Source organism: Mesorhizobium sp. WSM4898 (assembly GCF_029625845.1).
Classification (GTDB): domain Bacteria; phylum Pseudomonadota; class Alphaproteobacteria; order Rhizobiales; family Rhizobiaceae; genus Mesorhizobium.
Genome location: NZ_JARTVQ010000012.1, coordinates 51,590 through 72,805 on the forward strand (window position 1 = coordinate 51,590; position 21,216 = coordinate 72,805).

Annotated in this window: 17 protein-coding genes; 7 read left to right on the forward strand and 10 right to left on the reverse strand. The window is 65.6% G+C overall.

Annotation, left to right across the window (positions count from 1 at the left end):
* Nucleotides 1-100 precede the first annotated feature (100 nt).
* Together P9228_RS28550 and P9228_RS28555 are read left to right on the forward strand one after the other, a co-directional pair.
* On the forward strand, nt 101-997 hold the full coding sequence (locus tag P9228_RS28550) for a DMT family transporter (RefSeq protein WP_095800088.1): 897 nt from the start codon (nt 101-103) through the stop codon (nt 995-997).
* Between the two features lie 55 nt (nt 998-1,052).
* Nucleotides 1,053-1,952: a DMT family transporter gene (locus tag P9228_RS28555; RefSeq protein WP_082954141.1), complete on the forward strand. Its 900-nt coding sequence runs from the start codon at nt 1,053-1,055 to the stop codon at nt 1,950-1,952.
* 148 nt (nt 1,953-2,100) lie between these two features.
* Here the strand turns inward: P9228_RS28555 and P9228_RS28560 are convergent, their stop codons facing one another.
* On the reverse strand, nt 2,101-2,955 hold the full coding sequence (locus tag P9228_RS28560; RefSeq protein ID WP_095800089.1) for a LysR substrate-binding domain-containing protein: 855 nt from the start codon (nt 2,953-2,955) through the stop codon (nt 2,101-2,103).
* A gap of 112 nt (nt 2,956-3,067) precedes the next feature.
* Between P9228_RS28560 and P9228_RS28565 the strand changes: the two genes are divergently transcribed.
* Both P9228_RS28565 and P9228_RS28570 read left to right on the forward strand, forming a co-directional pair.
* Entirely contained in the window at nt 3,068-3,475 is a 408-nt protein-coding gene (locus tag P9228_RS28565; protein WP_067321223.1) for a 4-oxalocrotonate tautomerase family protein, read from the forward strand.
* A 304-nt stretch (nt 3,476-3,779) separates the two neighbouring features.
* Nucleotides 3,780-6,002 (forward strand): AMP-binding protein, encoded by a 2,223-nt coding sequence (locus tag P9228_RS28570; RefSeq protein ID WP_127241648.1) that lies wholly within the window; start codon nt 3,780-3,782, stop codon nt 6,000-6,002.
* Between the two features lie 227 nt (nt 6,003-6,229).
* Here the strand turns inward: P9228_RS28570 and P9228_RS28575 are convergent, their stop codons facing one another.
* Together P9228_RS28575 and P9228_RS28580 are read right to left on the reverse strand one after the other, a co-directional pair.
* A complete protein-coding gene (locus P9228_RS28575; protein ID WP_245299656.1) occupies nt 6,230-6,973 on the reverse strand; it encodes a phosphatidylcholine/phosphatidylserine synthase in 744 nt (247 codons plus the stop codon).
* Between the two features lie 75 nt (nt 6,974-7,048).
* The gene (locus P9228_RS28580; protein WP_278056835.1) at nt 7,049-7,831 is read right to left on the reverse strand and encodes a phosphatidylserine decarboxylase; all 783 of its coding nucleotides are present in this window, start codon (nt 7,829-7,831) and stop codon (nt 7,049-7,051) included.
* Nucleotides 7,832-7,849: 18 nt separating this feature from the next.
* Here P9228_RS28580 and P9228_RS28585 point away from each other — a divergent pair, with 18 nt between their 5' ends.
* Nucleotides 7,850-8,095 (forward strand): hypothetical protein, encoded by a 246-nt coding sequence (locus tag P9228_RS28585; protein ID WP_278056423.1) that lies wholly within the window; start codon nt 7,850-7,852, stop codon nt 8,093-8,095.
* Here the strand turns inward: P9228_RS28585 and P9228_RS28590 are convergent.
* From P9228_RS28590 to P9228_RS28605, 4 genes are all read right to left on the reverse strand, one after another.
* Nucleotides 8,074-8,415 (reverse strand): antibiotic biosynthesis monooxygenase, encoded by a 342-nt coding sequence (locus P9228_RS28590; protein WP_127215985.1) that lies wholly within the window; start codon nt 8,413-8,415, stop codon nt 8,074-8,076. The genes P9228_RS28585 and P9228_RS28590 overlap by 22 nt on opposite strands.
* Nucleotides 8,416-8,546: 131 nt before the next feature.
* The gene (locus P9228_RS28595; protein ID WP_278056420.1) at nt 8,547-10,430 is read right to left on the reverse strand and encodes an ABC transporter ATP-binding protein/permease; all 1,884 of its coding nucleotides are present in this window, start codon (nt 10,428-10,430) and stop codon (nt 8,547-8,549) included.
* Between the two features lie 7 nt (nt 10,431-10,437).
* Nucleotides 10,438-10,785, reverse strand: coding sequence for a metalloregulator ArsR/SmtB family transcription factor (locus P9228_RS28600; protein WP_067321203.1), 348 nt, complete (start codon nt 10,783-10,785; stop codon nt 10,438-10,440).
* Nucleotides 10,786-10,910: 125 nt separating this feature from the next.
* Nucleotides 10,911-12,506 carry a LysM peptidoglycan-binding domain-containing protein gene (locus P9228_RS28605; RefSeq protein WP_278056790.1) on the reverse strand — a complete coding sequence of 532 codons (1,596 nt, stop codon included), beginning with the start codon at nt 12,504-12,506 and terminating at the stop codon, nt 10,911-10,913.
* 116 nt (nt 12,507-12,622) lie between these two features.
* On the opposite strand from P9228_RS28605, the gene P9228_RS28610 reads away from it, so the two are divergent.
* Complete coding sequence (locus tag P9228_RS28610) at nt 12,623-13,234, forward strand: TIGR00730 family Rossman fold protein (protein ID WP_066997348.1); 612 nt, start codon at nt 12,623-12,625, stop codon at nt 13,232-13,234.
* Nucleotides 13,235-13,304: 70 nt separating this feature from the next.
* On the opposite strand, the gene P9228_RS28615 is transcribed toward P9228_RS28610, so the two are convergent.
* Nucleotides 13,305-14,195 carry a LysR substrate-binding domain-containing protein gene (locus tag P9228_RS28615; RefSeq protein WP_278056793.1) on the reverse strand — a complete coding sequence of 297 codons (891 nt, stop codon included), beginning with the start codon at nt 14,193-14,195 and terminating at the stop codon, nt 13,305-13,307.
* Between the two features lie 116 nt (nt 14,196-14,311).
* Between P9228_RS28615 and P9228_RS28620 the strand changes: the two genes are divergently transcribed.
* Nucleotides 14,312-14,602: a muconolactone Delta-isomerase family protein gene (locus tag P9228_RS28620; protein ID WP_066997354.1), complete on the forward strand. Its 291-nt coding sequence runs from the start codon at nt 14,312-14,314 to the stop codon at nt 14,600-14,602.
* Between the two features lie 295 nt (nt 14,603-14,897).
* On the opposite strand, the gene P9228_RS28625 is transcribed toward P9228_RS28620, so the two are convergent.
* On the reverse strand, nt 14,898-18,116 hold the full coding sequence (locus tag P9228_RS28625; RefSeq protein WP_278056795.1) for an efflux RND transporter permease subunit: 3,219 nt from the start codon (nt 18,114-18,116) through the stop codon (nt 14,898-14,900).
* A complete protein-coding gene (locus P9228_RS28630) occupies nt 18,113-21,214 on the reverse strand; it encodes a multidrug efflux RND transporter permease subunit (RefSeq protein WP_278056837.1) in 3,102 nt (1,033 codons plus the stop codon). The genes P9228_RS28625 and P9228_RS28630 overlap by 4 nt, the downstream gene beginning before the upstream one ends.
* Nucleotides 21,215-21,216 lie beyond the last annotated feature (2 nt).

Consider the following 21,216-nt stretch of genomic DNA (forward strand, 5'->3'; position numbering starts at 1 on the left):
GCGCCGCGCTGGAACAGCGCCGTAGAAGCTTTCGCCGTATAGCTGGCAGAAGTGGATCCGATGGGGCGGAGCCGCCTCCACGCTGGCAAATCGATACCGCATGGCCGATGTCGTCGTCCTCGAAAGCCGCGAAAGGGTGCTGGCCGGCATCCTGTTCACCGCGGCCGCCTATTTCCTGTTTTCGGCGCAGGATGCCTCGATCAAGCTGTTGGTGGCCGGCATGACGGTGTGGCAGATCATGTTCTTCCGCTCGGTCACCGTCCTTGCCGCCTGCGGCGCGATCGGCAGACGGACGCTGTTCGCCGACACCGCAAACTCGCCCATCGTGCGGCCGATGCTGGTGCGCAGCGCGTTCACGCTCGCGGCCTGGCTCTGCTACTACAACGCGGCACGCTCGCTGCAGCTCGCCGAGCTCACCACCATCTACTACGCCGCGCCGATCATCGTCACCGTGCTTTCAGTGGTGATGCTGGGCGAGACCGTGCCGCTCTTGCGCTGGGCGGCGGTGTTCGTCGGATTCGTTGGCGTCTTCATCGCCTGCGACCCGGCGCGTCTCGGCTTCTCCGTGCCGGTGCTGCTTGTGCTGGCGGCAGCGCTTTTGTGGGGCATCGCCGTGGTGCTCTTGCGCAAGACCGCGATGCAGGAGCGCACGACGATCCAGCTGGTGCTCAACAATTTCTACTTCCTGCTTTTTTCGGCAGTGCCGGCGCTGATCTGGTGGCGCATGCCCGACGCGCCGCAACTCATGCTTCTCATGAGCGTTGGCGCGCTCGGCGGCGTCGCGCAATACATGCTGTTCGAGGGCATGAAACGGGCGCCGGTGTCGATCGTGGCGCCATTCGAATACACCTCGCTGGTCTGGGCGTTTGCGCTGGGCTTCGCCATCTGGGGCGACGTGCCGAGAACCGAAGTTTTCACGGGCGCGGCTTTGATCATCGGCGCCGGCCTGCTGATCGTCGGCAACGAGCATTTCCGCAAACGGGTCGAGGACTCATGACAGAAGGCTGTCAGCAGGAGCGGCATAGTCTGGTACCATGACGGATACGGTCGACATGCCTGAAAAGCTTGCCAAGGGCACCGCCGACGCCACAGCCGAGCGCATGCTGGGCGTGGTGCTAGTCTCGGCCTCGGCCGTCGCCTTCGCGCTCACCGGCGTGCTGACCAAGTCGATCCATGCCGATCCGCTGACCATCACCTGCTGGCGCGGCTTCTTCGGCTCGATCCTGATTGCTCTTTACGTGCTGTGGCGCCGCCGCCGCTCGGGCGGGCGCGAGAGCCTCAGGCTCGGCTGGCGCGGCTGGCTGCTTGCGGTCGAGGGGGCTGCCGCCAGCATCGCCTTCATCGCGGCGTTCAAATACACCTATGTCGCCAATGTCGCGGTGATCTACGCCACCTCACCCTTCATAGCCGCACTGCTTGCCTTGCTGCTGGTGCGGGAAAAATTCCGGCTGCAGACGATGCTGGCGGCGGCCGTGTCGCTATGCGGCGTCGCCGTCATGGTGGGCGGCGGCTTTGGCAGCGGCCACCTGTTCGGCGACGGGCTGGCGCTTTTGATGACCACCGGCAGCGCGCTCTACATGATCATGGTGCGCGCCTTTCGCGACTCGCCCGTCGTCTGGGCCGGCGCGGTGTCGGCCTTCCTGCTCTTCGTCCTCGGCTGGTTCGTCACCGACCCGGTTGCCGTTTCGACCCGCGATATGGTGCTGCTTGCCACCTTCGGCTGCTCCTTCGCGCTGGCCTCGATCCTGTGGACCGAAGGTTCGCGGCTTATCCCCGCCGCCGAGTCCGGCCTGCTCGGCTCGGCCGAAGTGCCGTTCGCCATCCTGTTCGCCTTGCTGTTCCTCGGCGAATTCCCACCGCTGGCCAGCATCGTCGGCGGCGCGATCGTGCTTTGCGCGGTTTTCGCGCACGCCGCACGCGACTGGTCGAGAGCCAAATCGACGCGTTCGTAATTTTTTTTCGCGGTCACGGAACCATCACCCGACTCAGGCATTGTTAGATCGACGGGTCACCCCCCAAGTCCCCCCAAACCCCTCGACCCGTCCGACTAGAAGCCGACCCGCAAAAAGGTCGGCTTTTTCTTTGGGCGTTCCTTGCCGTTCAGGGCGGCAGCGCCAGGCCGTTGCCCAGAAGCTCCGCGAGATCCCGCGGCGGACGAGCCGCCTCGCGGCCGAGCCGGATGGCGAAGCCGGCCATTGGCAGCGGCGGCAGGTCGAGATCGGGGGACGCTTCCACGATACCGGAATGGGCAAGACGCCGGGTGCGCGGCGTCAGCGCGATGCCGGCATTGACCGCGCTGCGCAGGCCGGCAAGGCTGGAGCTGCCGGCAGCGATGCGGTAGCGGCGGCCGGCGGCGTCGAGTGCATTGAGCGCAGCCTCCCTGAAGCCGCAATATGGATCGAGCAGCGCCACCGGCACCACGTCCTGCCGCGTCGCCAGCCCTTTTTCCGAGCAGAGCCACAGCATCGGCTCGCTGATCAGGAACGCTTCATCCGGGGATGGCGCATGGCGCATGGTGATCGCGAGATCGAGCTGGCCCGCCTGCAGCGCGGACCCGAGCTCCAGGGAGCGGCCGACGCGCAGCTCGATCCTGACGCGCGGATGGCTGGCGGCGAAGGCGCGCAACAGCTCCGGCAGGCCATGATCGGCAAAGTCCTGCGTGGTTCCGATGGCGATGCGACCGCCGACGCGCGCGCCTTTCAGCGCCAGCCAGGCCTCGGTGTGGACGGCAAGGATGCGCCTGGCATGGCCGACAAGGTCCTCGCCGGCAGGCGTCAGCCCGCGCCCACGTCCCTGGGGCGCAAGCAGCGGCTCGCCGACGACCTCCTCCAACCGCTGCATCTGCGCCGTGACGGCGGATGGGGAGCGGCCAACAGCGGACGCCGCCCTGGCCAGGGAGCCACCATCGACGAAGGCCAGGAAGGTTTTGAGCAGGTCGGGATCGAGAGTTTCCATAATTCGATAATATCGAAGTAATTGTCAAAAACAATTCGATTTTTTTGACGCATGGCTAGTGGCATGGTCCCTTCATCGGCGGCGCGAAGCCGTCAGAGCGAAGGAGAGAAAAATGCCGATCATCAATGTCAGCGTCACCGGCGAGCCCGACGCAAAGGGTTCCGCCGCGATCGCGAAGGAGATCACCGAGATTACGGCCACGCAACTGCGCAAGGACCCGACCATCACCGCGGTTGCGATCAGCTACGTCGATCCGCAGCACTGGTTCGCCGGCGGCAAGTCGCTGGCCGAGCATGGCACGAGCACCTTCTGGCTCGACATCAAGGTGGTGGACGGCACCAACACCAAGCTCGAGCTCGAAGCGTATCTCAAGGCGATTTTCGACGCCTTCGGCCGCCTGCTCGGCGGCGTCCATGAGGAAAGCTACGCGCTGGTGCATGAGGTTCCGGCGGCGGCCTACGGCTTTGGCGGCAAGAGCCAGGAGTTCCGCTTCATCAGCGGGAGACTGAAGGTGGCGTAGCGGCACGCCTTTCCCCGCTCCCCTGTGCGAGACGGTGGGTCGGCGCGCAGCGTCGAGACGGATGAGAGGTTTTGGAAGAAGCACGGCCTGGAAGAATCGATTGCTTTCAGGCACTTACATATCCAGCGAAGCGATCCGTCCAATACCCTCATCCGTCCGGGCTTCGCTCGGCCACCTTCTCCCGCAAGGGGAGAAGGGAGCGCCCTACCAGCCCCACATTGACCTTGCCCCCACTTCCGCTACCTTCTGCCACCGAAGCGGCCGCGCAAGAGCCGCACCGTGGAGGACGTTGGGAGAGAGCGGCATGATCCTGACATTGGCGCTGCTTGCCGGTCTTGTCTTTGCCTGGCTGCTGATTGGCGTGATCGAAAGGTTCCGGCTCGATCTGCGCTTTACCCAGGCGTTGCTCTACGTGCCGTTCAAGCTCGCCTACCGTATTGCCGACGACCGCATCCGCATTGCCCGCAATGCCCGCACGCCGGTGATCTATGTCGTTTCGCACCAATCGCGCATCGAGCCGGCGCTGATGCTGTCGCTCTTGCCTGACGACACGCTGCACATTCTGGACGAGGCCTCGGCCCGCTCGCCCTGGCTGGAGCCGTGGCGCGAGCTTGCCCGCACCATCGCCTTCAATGCCGAACATCTCTTCGTCAGCCGGCGGCTGGTGCGCGTGCTGAAGGGCAAGGGCCGGCTTGCGGTCTATCTGCCCGACGACGTCGAACCGGACGTCAAGTCGTTCCGGCTGTTCCGCGCCATCACCCGCATCGCCATGCAGGCCGACGCCCGCATCGTGCCGATCTTCGTCGCCGGTGCGCGCGACCTGCCGATGTCGCTGACGCCGGCCGACAAGGCGCCGCGTCACTGGTTCCCGCGCCTGTCGCTCAGCGTGCTGGAACCGATGACCGTGGCCGAGCTGGTGGCTCGCAACCCCGACATGGCGTCGAACACCAACGCCCTGTTCGACCGGTTTGCCGAGGCGCGGCTCTACGGCAGCAATCTCGACCGCGGCCTGTTCCTGGCCATGCGCGACGCGGCGGATCGCGTCGGTGCCTCGCATCCGATCATCGAGGACGTGATTTCGGGCGCGCTCAGCTATCGCAAGATGTTCATCGGCGCGCGCGTGCTCGGCCGCCGCTTCGAGGCGGTGACGGCGCCCGGCGAAGCGGTCGGCCTGCTCCTGCCCAATGCCAATGGCATTGTGCTCTCCTTTGTCGGGCTTATCTCGGCGGCCCGCATCGCGGCGATGATCAACTACACCGCCGGCCCGGCGAGCGTCACCGCCGCGATCCGCACGGCGGTCATTCGCACAGTGGTCTCTTCTCGCGCGTTCATCGAGAAGGCCGCCATCGACGACATCGTCACCGCCGTCGAGGCGGGCGGCGCCAAGATGCTATGGCTGGAGGATGTGCGCGAGAGCGTGACCTTGCTCGACAAGGTCGCGGCGGCGCTTTTCTGGCGTTTTCCGCTGCAGCGGCAGCAGGCGTCGAAACCAGCGGTGATCCTGTTCACCTCGGGCTCGGAAGGAACGCCGAAGGCGGTGGTGCTGTCGCACCGCAACCTTCTCGCCAACGCCATGCAGGCCGAGGCGCGCATCACGATCTCCCCGGCCGATATCCTGCTCAACGTGCTGCCCGTCTTCCATTCGTTCGGGCTGACCGGCGGCACTATCCTGCCGCTGGTAACCGGCGTGAAACTGTTCCTCTATCCCTCGCCGCTGCACTACAAGATCATTCCGGAGATCGCGCGCAAGGTGAAGCCGACCGTCATGTTCGGCACCGACACTTTCCTCGCCAACTATGCCCGCACTGCCAAGGACGGCGATTTCTCCAGCCTGCGTTTCGTTGTTGCCGGCGCTGAAGCGGTAAAGCCCGAGACAAGGCGCACCTACCGCGACCGTTTCCAGGCATCGATCATCGAAGGTTTTGGGCTGACCGAGGCGGCGCCAGTGGTGGCGGTGAACACCGCCATCCACAATCGCGACGGCACGGTCGGCCGGCTGCTGCCGGCGATCCGCATGAAGCTTGAGCCGGTCGAGGGCATCAGCGAGGGCGGCCGGCTGTGGCTCGACGGGCCGAACATGATGATGGGCTACATGACCGCCGACCGCCCCGGCGAGTTGCAGCCGCTCGAGGGCTGGCACGACACCGGCGACATCGTCTCGGTCGACCGCGACGGCTTCATCACCATCCGAGGGCGGGCAAAACGCTTTGCCAAGATCGCCGGCGAGATGGTGTCGCTGGGCGCGGTCGAGATGCTGGTGCAGTCGCTATGGCCGGAACAGCGCCATGCCGCGGTGGCGGTGCCCGATAAGAGGCGCGGCGAGCGCATCGTGCTGGTCACCACGGCCGACGATGCCAATGCCGAAGAGCTGCGCCAGTTCGGCAAGAAGGCGGGCGCGGCCGAGTTGATGGTGCCCAATGACATCATCAAGGTGGAAGAAATCCCGGTGCTGGGTTCCGGCAAGACGGATTACGTGTCGGCGCGGAGGCTGGCGATCGACCGACTGGGGTTGGGGGTGGCGGCTTAGGCCGTATCGCAAGCGCTGGCGGGACAGCGCCCCCCTCTGTCCTGCCGGACATCTCCCCCACACGGGGGGAGATCAGATGCCCTCTCGGCTTTCGCCAATCAGCATCGTTGCAGGATACGCGGCTTGAACGAAGCTGCCAATTTCTCCCCCAAGTGGGGAGATGTTCGCCAGGACAGAGGGAGGCGCGAAGGAACTCGGCGGCTCGAAGTCGCGCCTCTCGAGCGGGTTCAGCCGATATCCGAAGGCGGCACCTTCTCGCCTTCGCGCATGGCCCGCTTCGAATAGGCGCGCACCGAAAACGGCAGAAAGACGAGGTAGCCGGCGACCGAGGCGGTCAGCGTGTACCAGGGATAGGCCATCAACAGCAGGATGTAGAGCACCACGCCGAGGATGACCGGAAGCACCCTGTCTCCCGGCACCTTGACGCTCTTGCCCGAATAGACCGGCAGGCGACTGACCAAGAGGAAGGCGACGAGCACGGTGAAGCCAGAGGCAACGAAGGCCGCCCCCCGGGTCGGTTCCAGGCCGAGCCGCAGGAAGTAGAGATAGCAAGGCAGCATGACCAGCACCGCGCCCGCCGGCGCCGGGACGCCGACGAAATACTCGGTCTGCCAGGCCGGCTGGTCGGTGTCGTCGGCCAGCACATTGAAGCGGGCGAGCCGCATGCCGCAGGCAATGGTGAACAGGAGTGCCGCGATCCAGCCCGGCGAGCCGGCGCGGTCGAGCAGGAAGGCATAGAGCACCAGCGCCGGCGCGACGCCGAAATTGACGATATCGGCCAGCGAATCCATCTGCGCGCCGAACTTCGAGGTCGCCTTCAGCATGCGCGCCAAGCGGCCGTCGATGCCGTCGAGGAAGGCTGCGAGCAGCACCATGACCACGGCCGGCTCGAAGCGGTCCTCGAAGGCGAAGCGGATGCCGGACAGGCCGGCGCAGATCGCAAGAACGGTCACCAGATTGGGCAGCACCATGCGCATCGGTATTTCGCGGATGCGAGGGCCGCCGCTGGCGTGTGCCTCGAACTTCTTGAAAGGCGCGCCCACCGCTCAGGAAATCCTGACCAGCGGGGCGACCGCCGCGCCGCCGAACTCGGCAAGCACCGTTTCGCCGCCCACCGCCGTCTGGCCGACGGCGACGCGCGGCACGGCGTTCGACGGCAGGAAGACGTCGACGCGGGAGCCGAAGCGGATCAGGCCAAAACGCTCGCCGATGCCGATCGAGCCGCCCTGCTCGGCCCAGCAGACGATGCGGCGCGCCACAAGGCCGGCGATCTGCACGGCGGCAACGGTGCCGTTGGGACTGTCGATGACCAGCCCGTTGCGCTCGTTCTCCGAGCTTGCCTTGTCGAGCTCGGCATTGAGGAATTTGCCGGGACGATGCTCGATGCGCGTGATCCTGCCGCGCACCGGCGCGCGGTTGATATGGCAGGAAAAGACATTCATGAACACCGAGATACGGATCATTTCGCCCGTACCCAGACCAAGCTCGCGCGGCGGCACGGCAGGCCCGACCGCCGAAACCACGCCGTCGGCCGGGCTGACCACCAGCCGGTCGTCGACCGGCGTGACGCGCTCTGGGTCACGGTAAAAATAGATGCACCAGCCGGTGAGGATCAGCCCGAGCCAGAACAGGATCGAGGAGAAATAGCCGAGGAACAGCGTTGCCGCGCCGAAGGCGGCGATAAAGGGATAGCCCTCGCGATGGATCGGAACGAACGTATTCTTGATCGTATCGAGAAGCGTCATAGGGCTTGGGGCGGTCGCTGTTTCAGTCCGGTCTGAATAGCGGAAAGCCCCCCTCCCCGCAACGCAACAATGGGAGAGGCGAATAGCGAGGGACTCATAGCCGTGATTTTAGCGCCGGCACTGTGTCAGGGTGCGCGAGGGCGGTGCGAAATCGACAAGGTCGAGGTCGATCGGGGCTGCTTTGCCTGCATGCTGGGCGGTGCCGACGGCAGGACGCTGTTCATCACCGCCGCCGAATGGCGCGGCTTCGAGAACATGGTCGGCGACGCCCGCACCGGCCAGGTACTGGGCGTCGCCGCGCCTGCACCCGGCGCAGGCTGGCCGTCTTACACCTCCGGCACGCGCTGATAGTGCGCGATATCCGCCTTGACGCCGAGGCGGGCGATCGTTGCCTGAGGGCTGAAGGCGATGCGCTCGTGCGCGGCCTTGACGATCGGCACGACGTTGTCGACCGCGGCCTGGCTTTCCCATTCGACCATGGTGACGATGTTGAATTCGCCGGGGCCGGAGAACTGCTCGAGCAGGAAGTCCTGCACGAAGCCGTCCTGCTGGCGCAGCAATTCGTGCGTCATCCTGACCTTGCCGAGGATCTCGTCGCGCGCTTCCGCCGGCACGACGAATTTGTCGACCCGGAACACGCTGCCAGCGCGTTGATCTTTATTATTCATCGATCGGTCTCCGTTCTTGGAAGGCTTGCTTCGCAGGGGTTCGGAGCCGGTTTGCAAGCTCAAGCTAGGTTGAGGTCAACAGAATTTTTTACCCTTTCCTCTTTCCCTTACGGGAGAAGGGGAAGTAGGCGCTAGCTCACCTCCGACGTCCTTCTCCGTACGATCACGCCGAACTCGTCGCTTTCACGCGCAATGCGCAGGCGCTCCTCGGCTTCGGTGGCCTCGCGCTGGCGGTCCCACATCGAGGCATAGAGGCCCTGCTGGCGCAAGAGTGCGGCGTGGGTGCCGCGCTCGGCGATCTGGCCGTCCTTCAGCACGATGATCTCGTCGGCCGAGATCACCGTCGACAGCCGGTGGGCAATCACAAGGGTGGTGCGGCCCTTGCTGACGAGGTCCAGCGCCGCCTGGATCTCCTGCTCGGTCTGGGTGTCCAGCGCCGAGGTCGCCTCGTCCAGCATCAGGATCGGCGGGGCCTTCAGGATCGTGCGGGCGATCGCGACCCGCTGCTTCTCGCCGCCCGACAGTTTCAGGCCGCGCTCGCCGACCATCGAGCGGTAGCCGTCGGGGAGTTTTTCGATGAACGGCCCGATCTGGGCGAGTTCGGCGGCCTTGCGCACCTCCTCCTCGCTGGCGCCGATGCGGCCATAGCGGATGTTGTAAGCGATGGTGTCGTTGAAGAGCACCGTGTCCTGCGGCACCATGCCGAGCACCGCGCGCAGGCTCTCCTGGGTGACGTCGCGGATGTCCTGGCCGTCGATCAGCACCTGGCCGCGCTGCACGTCATAGAAGCGGAACAGAAGCCTGGAGATGGTCGACTTGCCTGCGCCGGAGGGGCCGACGATGGCGACCGTCTTGCCGGCCGGCACCTCGAAGGAGACGCCCTTCAGGATCTTGCGGTTTGAATCATAGGAGAAGTGCACGTCGCGGAACTCGACCTTGCCGGCACTCACCTTCAACGGCCTGGCGTCCGGCTTGTCGACGATCTCCTGAGGCACGTCGAGCAGGTCGAACATGTGCTCGATATCGGTCAAGCCCTGGCGGATTTCGCGATAGATGAAGCCGATGAAGTTGAGCGGCACCGACAGCTGCATCAGCATGGCGTTGATGAAGACGAAATCGCCGACCGACTGCGTGCCGGCCTGCACCTCCAGCGCCGACATGCACATGACGACGACCGTGCCGAGGCCGAAGATGAGACCCTGGCCGAAGTTAAGCCAGCCGAGCGAGGTCCAGGTCTTGGTGGCGGCGGTTTCATAACGCGCCATCGAGCGGTCGAAGCGCTCGGCTTCCATGCGCTCATTGGTGAAATATTTGACCGTCTCGAAATTCAAGAGCGAGTCGATCGCCTTGGTGTTGGCGTCGGTGTCGCTTTCGTTCATGTCGCGGCGGATCGAGATGCGCCAGTCGCTGGCCTTGACCGTGAACCAGACATAGATCCACACGGTGACCGCGACCACGGCGACGTATTTCCAGCCATAGGTGTAGGCGAAAATGCCGGCCGTCAGCGCGAATTCGAGAATGGTCGGCGCCGTGTTCAGCATGACAAAGCGCACGATCGTCTCGATGCCCTTGGTGCCGCGCTCGATGATGCGCGACAGACCCCCGGTGCGGCGCTCAAGATGGAAGCGCAGCGACAGCTGATGCATGTGGACGAAGGTGCGGAAAGCAAGCTGGCGCACCGCATATTGGCCGACGCGGGCAAACAGCGCGTCGCGCAGCTGGTTGAAGCCGAGCTGGACCAGCCTCAGCACATTATAGGCGATGACCAGCATCACCGGCGCGAGCATGAAGGCGGGCAGCGGCGGCGGCGTCTTCGAGGCGTGGGCGAGCGCATCGGTTGCCCATTTGAAGAAATAGGGGCCGGCGACCAGGGTGACCTTGGCGACGACGAGAAGCAGCGTCGCCCAGGTGACGCGGGCTCTCAAGTCGGCACGGTCGGCCGGCCACATATAGGGCCACAGATTGCGCAGAGTGGTGAGGGTGCCGGTTTCGGCGGAGACGGTCTTGTCGGCCATTTTGTTCTTAGCTTTCTTTCATGCTTTCGCCGCAGCAGGAATCGACCAGGGCCGCGAGCGACGCCGAGACCTCGGCGAGCGTAGCGCGGTCCACCGCGTAGCGTGAACGCTGGCGATCCGCCTCGAAGCGGACGAGCCCTGCTTCGACCAGGATCTTCAGATGCTGCGAAACGGTCGACTGGGCGAGATCGAGATGATCGACCACCTCGCGGCAGGAGCAGCAGCTACTGGCCGAGAGATGCTTCAGGATCTCAATGCGTGCCGGATGCGACAGCGCCGCGAACCGCGTGGCGATGCCGCGGCTGTCGAGGGCTCGGCTATTGAGGGCGCGGTTGACGGATAGGGATTCGGTCATCGTTCATCGCCGATAAACGATGGAGGATGAGAGGGCAAGCCAGGCGGATGGGTAGCACGGTAGGAAGTGTCGAACGCCGGCGTCCCTCTGCCCTGCCGGACATCCCCACGAGGGGGATTGCGCTCTTACTCCGTCTTTGGCGCCGTCATCTGGTCACCCATGGCCTTCATGTCGGCCGGCTCGCCTTCCTTCGACTTGCCGGGGACCTTGAAGACCTGACCGGGCCAGATGCGGTCGGGATTGCGGATCTGATCCTGGTTGGCGAGATAGATGGTCGAGTAGCGCACGCCATGGCCATAGACGCGCCGCGAGATGCGCCAGAGCGTATCGTTGCGGCGGATGATGACGGCTCCATCGACGTGTTCGAGCTTCGGCGCCATGGTTTCAGGCACGTCGGCCGCAGGATTCGCTTCGGCGACCTCGGCCGACGTGTCGGCGGTCGCGGCGGGCTTGCCCGCTTCGTCGGTAGCGGTGGCCGGCGCCGTCGTCTCGGCGGGATTGGCCGCCCCGGACTTCGCCTCCGCGGGCTGGGACCCCGCACCCTGGGCGAGCTTGCTGTCGGCGGGCTTGGTCTGGTTGGGCGCGACGGCGGCAATCGACTCGCCGGGCTCGCGTTCGAACGGGACAGCGGCGCGGGCGACGACCTTGACGCCGTCGTCGGCCAGGCCGTCGACATGAATGGTGTGGTTGCCGACCGGAATGTCGCGCGCCGCCTCGATCAGGAAATGGCCGTCAGGCGAAGTTTTCGCCTCGCCAAGCAGTACATCGTCGGCATAGGCGCGCACCTTGCGGCCGGGATCGGCCCTGCCCGCGACGAAGATCTTGCCGCCGTCGATCTCAACCGCCTCGACGGCGATCTTCGGTTCGTCTGCGGCGGCGTTCTGGGTCGCGGGAGCCGAAGCCTGATCCGTAGCTGCCGGTGCCGTTGCAGCCGGCGGCGCCGCCGGGGCAGACGCCGCCGGCGCGGTTGCGGCCGGGACCTGCGGATCCGGGGCGGCTGCCTGACCGGTGGCGGCAGTTGCCGCCGGCTTGGCCGCGGGCTGCGGAATGGTCAGCAATTCGGACGGCTTGCCCGGCTCCTCGACCATCGCCAGCACCTGGCCGGTCGGGCTCTGCGGCACCGAGACGACGGCGGTCTGCGCCGAGGCGACGGCGACGCCGCCAGCGGTCGAGCGCAGCGTGATCGTGTAGTCGCCGGGCTTCAGCGGATCGTCGAGCACAATGGCGAAGGCACCATCGGGACCGGCATCGGTCGAGCCGAGCACCGTGCCGCCGTTCAGGACCTCGACCTTGGCATTGGGCGCCGCGCTGCCGGCGACGACAATCGAGCCATTGCCTTCGACGCGCACGACATCGAAGGTTGGCAGTGTGGGTCCTGCGGCGGCCGGCGCCTGAGCGGCCGGGGCGGATTCCGCCGGGGCCGTCGCGTTGTTGGCAGGCGCCATTGCATTGTTGGCGGGCGCCATCTTGTTGGCCGGCGCCATCGTGTTGTTGGCCGGCGCCATTGTATTGGCCGGGGCTTGCGCCTGCGGTACGCGCGCCTCGGTGGAGGTGCTTGAGGATTCGGCCGGCTTCGTGCCTGCCTGCGGCAGCGACGCGACCTGCGGCGGATTCTGCTTGTTGATGTATGGGTCGAGCGCGCCCGACCCGTAGGCGACCGCCGCGACGACGGCAACGCCGCCCGCCGCGAACAAAAACGCCTTGGAAGAATTGATAGCCATAATCTTTTCTGCCCCTTAGCCACCTAACGCCGGTCTAGCGTGTTTTCACCAAGCTCACAAGAAAAAGCCCGTCCTTGGGCTTGACCGCGCCAACCGTCCCTATCACCAATCATGACATGAACACGATTCGATCCGTCTGCGTCTATTGCGGTTCGTCTCCGGGCCGCGACGAGGCCTATGTCAAGGCCGGCCACCTGCTCGGCCGCTCGCTGGCGAAGTCCGGCCTGCGCCTGATCTATGGCGGCGGCACCAAGGGAATCATGGGCGCCGTCGCAGACGGGGCACTCAAGGCCGGCGGCAAGGTGACCGGCATCATCCCGCGCTTCCTGATCAACAAGGAGGCGACCGAGACCGCTCTCGACAAGCTCGACGAGCTGGTGATCACCGACAACATGCACGAGCGCAAGCACAGGATGTTCGAGAAATCCGACGCCTTCGTGGCGCTGCCGGGCGGCATCGGCACGGTCGAGGAGATCGTTGAGATCATGACCTGGGCGCAACTCGGCCATCACCGCAAGCCGATCGTGTTCGCCAACATCAAGGCCTTCTGGGACCCGATGCTGGCGCTCATCGAGCACATGTCGGGCGAAGGCTTCATCCACACCGCACATAGGGTGAAGCCGCTGGTGGTCAACGACCCCGAGGCCATCGTCGCCGCCATCATGGTGGCGGGCTCGTCGGTCGACGCGCCGACGGAAGGTGTGCAGGCGGTGATCGACAAAATGTAAGGTGAATGGTGAATAGTGCGGATCGCGCGAGCCGAAATCTGTCCACCGCCAGATAGTAACTATTCGCTATTCACCATTCACCGTTCACCGTCCTCCTCAAATCCTCAATCACCGCCCTCCGGTCATTGCGCCGCCAGGCGAGATGGATTTCAACGCTGCGCTTGAACCATGGCAGGTCGCGAAAGACGATGCCGGCGGGCGCAGCGCTTTGCAGGCTTTCCTGTACCGTCGCCAGGCCCAGGCCGGCGCTGACCAGGCCGAGCGAGGTCAAGGGATCGGCCGTCTCGTAGGCGATGTCGGGCACGAAACCGGCCCCCACGCAGGCCGCCAGGAACTGGGCGCGGTTGGTGTCGTCGGGTTGGCGCACGACGGTGATCCAGACGCGGGCGTCAAGATGGCGGGGCCCGATGTCGCTCGCATCGACAAGCGGATCGCCTTCGGGGATCGCCAGCACCAGCGGTTCGCGCCGCACCAGCATGCTCTCGATATCCGGATCGCCTTGCGGCGCCGGCGCGTAGACGAAGCCGAGGTCGAGCACGCGCTGGCGCAGATCCTCGAACTGCGCGGCCGTGCGGCGGCTTCTCAGTTGCAGATGAAAATCCGGCCGCTCGCGGCGGAATTCCCTGAGCATCGCGGCGATCAGCCCGGCATGCACCGCCCCCTCGACGTAGCCGATGGCGAGGCTGCCGGTCGCGCCGCTTGCAAGCTTGCGGCCGAGCTCCTCCAGCCGCACGGCATTGACGAGCAGAGCGCGCGCCTCGGCAAGGAAAGCCCTGCCCTCGGCGTTGAGATGGACGCGCTGCTTCGATCGCTCGAACAGCGTGACGCCGAGTTGTTCCTCGAGCTGCATGATCTGCCGGCTCAAGGGCGACTGCGAGATATGCAGCTGCTCGGCGGCACGGCCGACATTGCCGGCCTCGGCGACGGCAACGAAATAGCGGATCTGCCGCAGGTCAAGCATTCTGCGTCTCCATGACTCAAGTCCTTCAAGGTCTGATCTTTAGCTTAATCAGTCTTGGACAGTCTGACCAGCCGGCGCGATATCTTCCGCATCAACCGGCCACAAAGGAGACCGCCATGCAGTTCTTTGCCCTTCTCACCCGCAACACCGAAAAGTTCAGCGATAGCGATTTCGCGCCGCTGCTTCCGGGCGAAGCCGAGCAGCGGCGCACGCTCTATGCGCAAGGCGCCGTGCGCCAGGTCTGGAACCGCGGTGACATCCCCGGCAGCGGCATGATGTTCGAGGCTGCCGACGACAAGGAGGTGCGCGGCCATCTCGCCACCCTGCCGCTGGTCGAGGCCGGAATGATGGACATCGCGGCGATCGTGCCGCTCAATCCCTATCCCGGCTTCGGCCCGAAGCGCTGAGACCGGCATGAAGAGAGGTGCTGCCGCTCACCCGGCAGCACCTATAGACCAAGGATGCGACGCAAAAGGCCCGCTCGCGACGCCCCGGTGTAGCGCTCGGGCAATGGCCGGGTGAGCAGGAACTGGTCGCGCCCTTCGAGGGCGCATCCGATGATGAAGCCTCGTGCCAGTTCACGAAGCGATAGCACAGATCTCACGATCAAGCGCGTTGGGTAGCGTTGAGGGAGATGAAGGCGCGCCGGGCCGAACTGTTTCGCTTCGCGCGGTCGAACAACTCAAAGGTCGCGGTGCCCGATCACTCCGCCGGCGCCACTCGCAGCGTCGGTCCGCGGGCGCTGAGCCGGTCGAGATAGAGATAGACGACCGGGGTGGTGTAAAGCGTGAGAAGCTGCGAGACGATGAGGCCGCCGACGATCGCGATGCCGAGCGGCTGGCGCAGCTCCGCCCCAGTGCCGGTCTCGAGCGCCAACGGCAAGGCGCCGAGCAAAGCCGCAAAGGTCGTCATCATGATCGGCCGGAAGCGCTGGAGGCTCGCCTTGTGGATGGCTTCTCGCGGCGCAAGCCCTTCCTGGCGCTCGGCCTGCAAGGCCATGTCGATCATCATGATGGCGTTCTTCTTGACGATGCCGATCAACAGGATGATGCCGATCAGCGAGATCACGTCGAATTCCATGCCGGTGACGATGAGCGCGAGCAGCGCGCCGATGCCGGCCGAGGGCAGCGTCGACAGGATGGTGATCGGGTGCACGTAGCTTTCGTAGAGCACGCCGAGCACGACATAGATCGTGGCGAGCGCGGCAGCGATCAGCAGGAGCTCGTTGAGCAGGTTGGAGCGGAAGGCGAGCGCCGTACCGGCAAGCGAGCCGTGGATCGACACCGGCATTTTCAGCTCCGCCATGGCGCGGTCGATTGCCGCCGAGGCGTCGCCGAGCGTGGCGCCATCGGCAAGGTTGAACGAGATCGTCGTGGCGACGAAGTGGCCCTGGTGGTTGACCGAAAGCGGCGTGGTCGCCGGACCGTAGGTGCTGAAGGCGGCGAGCGGCACCATGGTCTCGGCCGAGGTGCTGACGGCGGCGCCGCTCGAGGCGCTGCCGTGGCCGGTGACGGCGATCGCATTGGTCGCCTGATTCTGCAGCGAGCCCGACAGGCTGCCGGCCAGCGCGTTGGTCTTCTGCGTGCCGCTCGCCGCCGCGCCCGAGGTGCTGACATAGATGCCGTTGAGCGCGCTCGGATCCTGCAGATAGCGCGGCGCGACTTCCATCACCACGTGATATTGGTTGCGGGCGTTGAAGATGGTCGACACCTGGCGCTGGCCGAAGGCGTCGTAAAGCGTGTTGTCGATGCTCGCCGGCGTCAGGCCAAGCCGGGCCGCGCTCTCGCGGTCGACGGTGATGTTGGTTTCGAGCCCGGCCTCGTCGCGATCCGAATTGACGTCGGTTAGCTCCGGCGCCTGTTTCAGCAATTCGACGAGTTTCGGCGCCCATTCGTCGAGATCCGCGGTCGTATCGGCCTGCAGCGTGTATTGATAGGTGGCGAGGCTTTGGCGGCCGCCGACCCTGATCTCCTGGCGCGGGTTGAGGAAGAGCTGCGCGCCGGGCAATTGCCTGAGCTGCGCGCGCAGCCGCCCCAGCACCGCTTGCAGCGGCGCACGATCGCCCTTCGGCTTCAGGTTGACATAGACGAAGCCGGAGTTGGTCTGGCGGCCGCCGATGTAGCCGACGACGTTCGCCACCGCCGGGTCGCTCTTCAGGATCGTCTCCAGCCGCTCGAATTTCTGCCGCATCAATTGGAAGGAAATGGCCTGGTCGGCGCGCAGGCCGCCGATCAGCTCGCCGGTGTCCTGCTGTGGGAAGAAGCCCTTCGGCACGATCGTATAGAGGTAGACGTTGAGCGCGACGGCCGCGATCAGGATGATGAGCATCGCCTCGGCATTGTCGAGCGACCAGGCGAGCGAGCGGCCGTAGCCGGCGCGGACGCGCTCGAAGACGCTTTCGCCGAAGCGGGCGAGGATGGAACGGCGCTCCGACCGGACTGCACCCGCGCGCAAAAAATGCGCGCACATCATCGGCGTCACCGTCAGCGACAGCACCAGCGAAATGGCGATCGCCAGCGACAAGGTCATGGCGAATTCCTGGAACAGGCGGCCGAGTATGCCGCCCATCAACAGAATCGGCAGGAACACGGCGACGAGAGAAGCGCTCATCGACAGCACCGTGAAGCCGACCTCCTGAGCGCCGACCAGCGCCGCCCGGCCGCGCGGCATGCCGTCCTCGATGTGACGCATGATGTTTTCCAGCACCACGATGGCGTCATCGACGACGAAGCCGGTGGCGATGGTGAGCGCCATCAAAGACAGATTGTCGAGCGTGTAGCCGAGCAGGTACATTGCCCCGAAGGTGCCGAGGATCGAGACGACCAGCGCCACGCTCGGGATCAGCGCCGCGCGCCAGTCGCGCAAAAAGCAGAACACCACGAAGACGACCAGCAGCACCGCCAGCACCAGCGTCAGCTCGGTGTCGCGCAGCGAGCCGCGGATGGTGAGGCTGCTGTCGGACGCGATGCTGAGGCGAGCATCCGCCGGCACCGAAGCCTGCAGCGTCGGGATCAGCGCGCGCACGCGGTCGACCGTGTCGATGATGTTGGCGTTGGGCTCGCGATAGAGCACCAAAAGCACGGCCGGCACGCCATTGGCGAGACCGAGATTGCGCACGTCCTCGACCGAGTCCTCGACATCTGCGATGTCGGCGAGGCGCACCGCCGCACTGTTGCGCCAGGCGATCACCAGGTCGCGATAGTCGGCGGCATGGCTCGCCTGGTCGTTGGTGTAGAGCTGGTAGCGGAGCGCGCCGTCCTCCTCGAAGCCCTTCGGACTGCGGGCATTGGCCGAGGCAAGTGCGGCGCGCACATCCTCCAGGCCGATGCCGTAATGGAACAGCGCCCCCGGATTGAGCTCCACCCGAACGGCGGGCAGCGACGAGCCGCCGAGGTCGACATTGCCGACACCCTCGACCTGGGACAGGCGCTGCTGCAGCACGGTCGCGGCGGCATCGTAGAGCTGACCGGGTGTGAGTGTGCGCGAGGTCAGCGCCAGGATCATCACCGGTGCGTCGGCGGGATTGTATTTGCGGTAGGTCGGGTTGCTGCGCAGGTCGGACGGGAGGTCGGCGCGCGCGGCGTTGATGGCGGCTTGAACATCGCGCGCGGCGCCGTTGATGTCCCGATCGAGGTCGAATTGCAGCACAACATTGGTCGAGCCGGTGCCGGAGCGCGACGTCATCTCGGAAACCCCGGCGATCTGGCCGAGATGCCGTTCGAGCGGCGCCGCGACATCGGTCGACATCGTGTCGGGGCTGGCGCCCGGCATCGAAGCCTGCACCGAGATGGTCGGGAAATCCACCTTGGGCAGCGGCGCGACGGGAAGATTGACGTATGCGATCAGGCCCGCCGCCGCCAATCCGATGGCCAGCAGCGTCGTGGCGACCGGCCTGGCGATAAAGGGCGCGGAGAGATTCACGGCGTGAGCCCGCCGGCCGGCGCTCTCGCTTCACGTGCCCCCGACCGCGTCAGTCTATCGAAGGCAAGGTAGATCACCGGCGTGGTGAAGAGCGTCAGCACCTGGCTGACGATCAGCCCGCCAACGATAGTGATGCCGAGCGGCTGGTGCAATTCCGAGCCGGCAAGGCCGCCAAGCAGGAGCGGAAGCGCCCCGAACAGCGCGGCCATCGTCGTCATCAGGATCGGCCGCAACCGCAGCAAGCAGGCTTCGTAAATCGCCTCGCGCGGGTCCAGCCCCTGCAGGCGTTCGGCCTGCAGGGCGAAGTCGATCATCATGATGGCGTTCTTCTTGACGATGCCGACCAAGAGCACGATGCCGATGATGCCGATCACGTCGAGATCGTGGCCGGCGAGCATCAGCGCCACCAGCGCGCCCACGGTTGCCGAGGGCAGCGTCGAGAGGATCGTCAGCGGGTGGATGAAGCTCTCATAAAGCACGCCAAGCACGACATAGACGGTGGCGACTGCCGCGAGCACCAGCAGCAGCTCGTTGGAGAGCGAGCTTTGCAAGGCAAGCGCGGCGCCCTGGAAGCCGGTGACCAGGCCGGCGGGCGGCTGCATGTCATGTTCCGCCTTGCTGATCGCCGCGGTGGCGTCGCCGAGCGACACGCCCGGGGCGAGGTTGAAGGAGATGGTCGCGGCCGGGAACTGGGCAAGGTGGTTCACCAGCAGCGGCGCCTGCCGGACACTGATATTGGCGATCGCCGATAGCGGCACCTGGCCGGAACCGGAGGACGGCAGGTAGATCGAGCCCAGCGAAGCCGGCGTCTGTCCGACCGAAGGATCGGCTTCAAGGATGACGCGGTATTCGTTCGACTGGGTGAAGATGGTCGAGATGATGCGCTGGCCGAAGGCATCGTAGAGCGCGTTGTCGACGGTCGCTGGCGTAATCCCGAAGCGTGCCGCCGTCGCTCGGTCGATGGTGATGTCGACCGCAAGCCCGCTCTGCTGGCTGTCGCTGGCCACGTCGGCGAGTTCGGGAAGTGCCGCCAGCCTATCGGTGAGCTTTGATGTCCAGGTCGCCAGCTCGGCCGGATCCGAATCCTGCAGAACGTATTGGTACTGCGACGCGCTGGAGGTGGAGTCCACGCTCAGGTCCTGCACCGGCTGCATGTGCAGCGCGATGCCGGTCACGACGTCGGTCTCCCGAGCCAGCCGCCGGATGATCGCGCTGGCATCGGCCGCGCGCTCGTCGCGCGGCTTGAGATTGATCAGCATGTGGCCGCTGTTGGCGGTCATGTTCTGGCCGTCGACGCCGATGAAGGACGACAGGCTCGCGACATCCGGATCCTTCAAGATGACATCGGCGAGCGCCTGCTGGTGCGCTGCCATGTCGGCGTAGGACGCCGAGCCCGCGGCCTCGGTGACGGCCGAAATCGCGCCGGTGTCCTGAACCGGGAAGAAGCCTTTCGGGATGACAACATAGAGATAGACGGTGAGCGCAAGCGTGGCTGCGGCGACCAGCAGCGTCAGCGCCTGACGGTCGAGCACCCAGCGCAAGGCGGCGGCATAGCCGTTGGCCACGGCATCGAAGGCGGCCTCGGCGCCGCGCGCCAGCGCGCCCTGCCTGCGTTCGGACGGCGGCTTGAGCAGCCTGGCGCACATCATCGGCACCAGCGTCAACGAGACGATGGCCGAAATGACGATGGCGATCGCAAGCGTGATGGCGAATTCGTGGAACAGGCGGCCGACGACGTCGCCCATGAACAGAAGCGGGATCAGCACCGCGATTAGCGAGACGGTGAGCGAGATGATGGTGAAGCCGATCTGGGCCGAGCCTTCGAGCGCGGCGGTGACCGGATCGTCGCCATGCTCGATGAAGCGCGAGATGTTTTCGATCATGACGATGGCGTCGTCGATGACGAAGCCGGAGGCGATGGTCAGCGCCATCAGCGACAGATTGTCGAGGCTGAAGCCCCAAAGATACATGACAGCGAACGTGCCGATCAGCGACAGCGGCACCGACAGGCTCGGAATGATCGTCGCCGGAATGTTGCGCAGGAACAGGAAGGTGACGAGCACGACCAGAACCGCCGCCGTCGCCAGCTCGAACTCGACGTCATGGACTGAGGCACGGATGGTGGTCGTGCGGTCGGTCAGCGGCTCGACGGTGACCGCCGCCGGCAAGCCGGCGCGAAGCTGCGGCAGCAGAGCCGTCACCGAGTCGACGACGCGGATGACATTGGCTCCGGGCTGGCGCTGGATGTTGAGCAGGATCGCCGGCGAGCGGTTTTCCCAAGCGCCCAGCTTCGAGTTCTCCGGCCCCTCTATGATATCGGCGACCTCGCCCAGCCTGACCGGCGCCCCGTTGCGGTAAGCGACGACCATATCCGCATAGGTCTTGGGGTCGCTGATCTGGTCGTTGGCGTTGATGGTGTAGGAACGCGCCGGCCCGTCGAAGCTGCCTTTCGGCGTGTTGACGTTGAGCGTGCCGATGGTGGTGCGCAGATCGTCGATGTTGAGCCCCATGGCGGCCAGCGCCTTGAGGTTTACGCGGATGCGCACGGCCGGCCGCTCGCCGCCGGAGATGCTGACCAGCCCGACGCCCGGAAGCTGCGAGATCTTTTGCGCCAGCCGCGTCTCGGCATAATTCTCGACTTCGGTCAGCGGCAGCGTCTTCGAGGTGATCGCCAGCGTCAGAATCGGCGCATCGGCCGGATTCACCTTGGCGTAGATCGGCGGCGCCGGCAGGTCGGCGGGCAGAAGGTTGCCGGCCGCGTTGATCGCCGCCTGCACCTCCTGCTCGGCAATATCCAGGCTGAGGTCGAGGCTGAAGCGCAGCGTGATGACCGAGGCGCCGGCCGAACTCCCCGACGACATCTGCTCCAGCCCCGGCATCTGGCCGAACTGGCGCTCCAGGGGCGCCGTGACTGAAGTCGTCATCACCTCTGGGCTGGCGCCGGGATAGAAGGTCTGCACCTGGATCGTCGGGTAGTCGACCTCAGGCAAGGCCGAGAGCGGCAGGAAGAGATAGGCGATCATGCCGACCACAAGGATGGTGGCCATGATCAGCGTGGTGGCCACCGGCCGCAGGATGAAGGGCCGCGACGGGTTCAGCC

What these genes read in the sequence shown, in the direction of transcription:
- P9228_RS28550 (WP_095800088.1), top strand. Translation starts at nt 101, where the DNA reads ATGGCCGATGTCGTCGTCCTCGAAAGCCGCGAAAGGGTGCTGGCCGGC.
- P9228_RS28555 (WP_082954141.1), top strand. Translation starts at nt 1,053, where the DNA reads ATGCCTGAAAAGCTTGCCAAGGGCACCGCCGACGCCACAGCCGAGCGC.
- P9228_RS28560 (WP_095800089.1), bottom strand. Translation starts at nt 2,955, where the DNA reads ATGGAAACTCTCGATCCCGACCTGCTCAAAACCTTCCTGGCCTTCGTC.
- P9228_RS28565 (WP_067321223.1), top strand. Translation starts at nt 3,068, where the DNA reads ATGCCGATCATCAATGTCAGCGTCACCGGCGAGCCCGACGCAAAGGGT.
- P9228_RS28570 (WP_127241648.1), top strand. Translation starts at nt 3,780, where the DNA reads ATGATCCTGACATTGGCGCTGCTTGCCGGTCTTGTCTTTGCCTGGCTG.
- P9228_RS28575 (WP_245299656.1), bottom strand. Translation starts at nt 6,973, where the DNA reads ATGGTGCTGCCCAATCTGGTGACCGTTCTTGCGATCTGCGCCGGCCTG.
- P9228_RS28590 (WP_127215985.1), bottom strand. Translation starts at nt 8,415, where the DNA reads ATGAATAATAAAGATCAACGCGCTGGCAGCGTGTTCCGGGTCGACAAA.
- P9228_RS28595 (WP_278056420.1), bottom strand. Translation starts at nt 10,430, where the DNA reads ATGGCCGACAAGACCGTCTCCGCCGAAACCGGCACCCTCACCACTCTG.
- P9228_RS28600 (WP_067321203.1), bottom strand. Translation starts at nt 10,785, where the DNA reads ATGACCGAATCCCTATCCGTCAACCGCGCCCTCAATAGCCGAGCCCTC.
- P9228_RS28605 (WP_278056790.1), bottom strand. Translation starts at nt 12,506, where the DNA reads ATGGCTATCAATTCTTCCAAGGCGTTTTTGTTCGCGGCGGGCGGCGTT.
- P9228_RS28610 (WP_066997348.1), top strand. Translation starts at nt 12,623, where the DNA reads ATGAACACGATTCGATCCGTCTGCGTCTATTGCGGTTCGTCTCCGGGC.
- P9228_RS28615 (WP_278056793.1), bottom strand. Translation starts at nt 14,195, where the DNA reads ATGCTTGACCTGCGGCAGATCCGCTATTTCGTTGCCGTCGCCGAGGCC.
- P9228_RS28620 (WP_066997354.1), top strand. Translation starts at nt 14,312, where the DNA reads ATGCAGTTCTTTGCCCTTCTCACCCGCAACACCGAAAAGTTCAGCGAT.